Here is a 3,363-nt window from a genome sequence, read left to right as displayed (position 1 = left end):
AGCTGTAGGCGTCCGGGTCGTTCTGGGGGTAGTCCTCCAGCTTGCGGATATCCACCTTGCCCACCAGGGAGGAAATGTCCTGGTTGTTCTCATCGCCGGGTTCGGTTTTGGAAACGGCAATCTGGTCGAGAATCGACGGGAAGACTTTCACCACCTTGAACTGGCTGATGTCGCCCTCGTACTCGTGCAGGCGCTTGACCGCCCAGGGGGACATGATGGTTTTCAGGTAGCGCTGGGGAATGCCGTAGTCTTCTTCCAGAATCTGGCCGTCTTCGTCGGGGTTAAATAACCCCAGCGGCGATTCGAACACCGGGGAGCCTTTGAGGCAGTAGATGGGCATCTGTTGCATCAGGGCTTTGAGCTTTTCGGCCAGGGAGGACTTGCCGCCCCCGACCGGGCCGAGCAGGTACAGAATCTGTTTTTTCTCTTCCAGGCCCTGGGCGGCGTGCTTGAAGAAGGAGACGATCTGCTCGATGCACTCTTCCATGCCGTAGAACTCATGGAAGGCTTCGTAGCGCTTGATGACTTTGTTGGAAAAAATGCGGCTCAGCCGTGGGTCCAGGGAGGTGTCCACCAGCTCGGGTTCGCCAATGGCCATCAGCATCCGTTCGGCGGCGGTGGCGTAAACGCTGCGGTCCTGTTTACACAGGTCCAGGTACTCCTGAATGCTCAACTCTTCCTGTTGGGTTGAAATGTAACGTTCGCGGTAATGGTTGAAAATCGTCATCGATCCACCCCTGCGTTAAATGCATTACAGTCTTTAGCAGCCAGCTAACCACTGTCATTGATAAGCATAGTCCCAAAACCGTCATTCAGGCAGCGTCTTTACAAGGAAATTTTTTGACGCATTCGGCCTTTTCCATGAAAAACCATGGAAAAACAGTGCCAAGCCTGCCGGTATGAATCTGTTGCATGTTGATGTCAGGAAAAGGTCGTTTTTCTGGCTCTGCTTTGACTCGGACAAACCGCGTCAGGTTCCGGTATATACGTGTTGAAAGCGCCTTTGGAACACCGGAATGTGCCATAATGCAGCCAGCTTTCCGGGGTGTGACGCCGCGCTCCCGGCCCCTTGAAAATGACCGAACAAGAAGGACTTAAGTATGCACTCACCCTCAACAGACCGCAGCGCCCGCCCGGACATTCTGGTGACCGGCGGGGCGGGGTACATCGGCAGCCACGTGTGTGTGGAATTGGTGAAGGCCGGCTACCGCCCGGTGGTGGTGGACAACCTGAGCAACAGCAAGCGCGAAGTGATCGACCGGGTGGCGAGCATCTGCGGCGAGGCGCCGGTATTTTACGAGCTGGACCTGAACGATCGGCCCGCCCTGGAGGCGGTGTTCGAGAAGCACGCTTTTGGTGCGGTGATGCACTTTGCCGGGTTCAAGGCGGTGGGCGAGTCCAGCCAGATTCCCCTGACCTATTACCGCGAGAACGTCGGTGGCACCCTGACCCTGTGCGAGGTGATGGAAGCCTACGGTCAGGGCAACCTGATTTTCAGCTCCTCCGCCACGGTGTACGGCGACCCGGTGTCGGTGCCCATTGACGAGAGCTTCGCCACCAGCGCCACCAACCCCTACGGGCGCAGCAAGCTGATCATCGAGGAAATCCTGCGAGATGTGGCAGCGGCGCCGGAGGAACACCGCAAGGCGCCCTGGAATATCACCCTGTTGCGCTATTTTAACCCCGTAGGCGCCCACGAAAGCGGCCAGATCGGCGAAGATCCCGCCGGAATCCCCAATAACCTGCTGCCCTATGTGGCCCAGGTGGCCATTGGCAAGCTCAAGGAACTGAGTGTGTTTGGCGATGATTACGACACCGTGGATGGCACCGGGGTACGGGATTATATCCATGTGGTGGACCTGGCCAAGGGCCATGTGGCGGCGCTGGAAGCGCTGGAAAAAACCGGCCCCGGCTGCCGGGCCTATAACCTGGGCACAGGGGTGGGCTATTCGGTATTGCAGATGGTCGAGGCGTTTGAGAAGGCCAGCGGCCGGAAGGTGCCGTACCGCATCGCGCCGCGCCGGCCCGGGGATATCGCCAGTTGTTACGCCAATGCGGATTTGGCCAAGCGGGAGTTGGGTTGGCAGGCGGAGTTCGGGTTGGAGCGGATGATGGTGGATGCGTGGCGGTGGCAGTCGCAGAATCCGGAGGGGTATTGAGGTTTTGGGGGGGTGCGTCGGGGTTGGGTTACGGCGGATGCGCGCTGCGCGCTTATCCGCCCTACGCGGACTCCGTGCTATCCGTATCCAATCGTTGCCGCATCCACCATAACGAATCGTTAAAACAACGGGGGTGTTAATGGATTTCGTCTGGCTACTGTTGGGATTGGCCCTGCTAACCGGCGGTGGCGACACCCTGGTGCGCGGCGCCGTGGCCCTGGCGACCCGCTGGGGCGTATCACCGCTGCTGGCGGGGTTGGTGATTGTCGGCTTCGGCACCTCCTCACCGGAACTGGTGGTATCCCTGCAGGCCGCTTTGGAAAACACCCCGGATATTGCCCTGGGCAACGTGATCGGCAGCAATATCGCCAATATCCTGCTGATTCTGGGCCTCTGTGGGTTGGTACTGCCCCTGACCGTGCACACCAATGCCCTCAAACGGGACGGTCTGGCGATGGTGGCGGCGACGGTGTTCGCGCTGCTGATCATGCGCGACGGCGCTCTGGGATTTACCGATGGGGTGATGTTTCTGGTGGCGTTGGCCGTGTACCTTATCTGGTCTTATCGCACCGAGCGGGTGGACCCCCTTGGGCCTGAAGCGGAGCTGCACAAAGCCGAGGCCGCCTCAGTCACCCATCGCCCCCAGGCGCTCTGGTTGTCCGTCGCCATGACTCTGGGTGGCCTGGTGCTGCTGATTGTCGGCGCCCGCCTGTTTCTGCGCGGTGCCGTGGGTATCGGTGAGTGGCTGGGTATCCCGGAAGCGCTGATCGGCCTGACGTTAGTGGCGGTGGGTACGTCCCTGCCCGAGCTGGCGGTGTCCCTGATCGCGGTATTGCGCCGCCAGGCGGATGTGGCGGTGGGGAATATTCTGGGCAGTAATATCTTCAACCTGCTGGGGATTCTCGGGGTGTCGGCCGTCATCCAGCCATTGCCTCTGGCGGGGCGGTTGTTGGCGATCGACCAGTGGGTGATGTTGGCGGCAGTTTTGGCGTTGATGGCGTTTTTGTTGACCGGTAAACGGTTGAATCGCGTTGAGGCCGGGGTGTTGTTGGCCGGTTACGTCGTGTACGTTGGGTTTATGGCCGTGTGATTTGCCCGTAGGTCGGATTAGCGCGCAGCGCGTAATCCGACGTTTGGGGGATTCGGCATCCAGTGTCGAATTTGGGTAACGGCGAATGCCGCAACGTGTGGTTACGGCGGATGC

The 3,363-nt window shown here is 59.7% G+C and carries 3 protein-coding genes and 1 pseudogene; 2 read left to right on the top strand and 2 right to left on the bottom strand.

Annotated features, from left to right (window positions below):
* Together B3187_RS07730 and B3187_RS07725 are read right to left on the bottom strand one after the other, a co-directional pair.
* Window positions 1-727: pseudogene (locus tag B3187_RS07730) on the bottom strand (PrkA family serine protein kinase); the annotation flags it as partial.
* Between the two features lie 85 nt (window positions 728-812).
* Window positions 813-1,025, bottom strand: coding sequence for a hypothetical protein (locus B3187_RS07725; RefSeq protein WP_286805555.1), 213 nt, complete (start codon window positions 1,023-1,025; stop codon window positions 813-815).
* Window positions 1,026-1,100: 75 nt separating this feature from the next.
* Between B3187_RS07725 and galE the strand changes: the two genes are divergently transcribed.
* Window positions 1,101-2,159 (top strand): UDP-glucose 4-epimerase GalE, encoded by a 1,059-nt coding sequence (gene galE, locus B3187_RS07720; protein ID WP_286805553.1) that lies wholly within the window; start codon window positions 1,101-1,103, stop codon window positions 2,157-2,159.
* Between the two features lie 139 nt (window positions 2,160-2,298).
* Window positions 2,299-3,249, top strand: a complete 951-nt coding sequence (locus B3187_RS07715; protein WP_286805551.1) for a calcium/sodium antiporter — start codon at window positions 2,299-2,301, stop codon at window positions 3,247-3,249.
* Window positions 3,250-3,363: the final 114 nt, after the last annotated feature.

It is taken from the genome of Marinimicrobium sp. UBA4209 (genome assembly GCF_002381585.1).
Lineage (GTDB): Bacteria > Pseudomonadota > Gammaproteobacteria > Pseudomonadales > Cellvibrionaceae > Marinimicrobium > Marinimicrobium koreense.
This window is presented reverse-complemented; position numbering and strand designations above follow the sequence as displayed.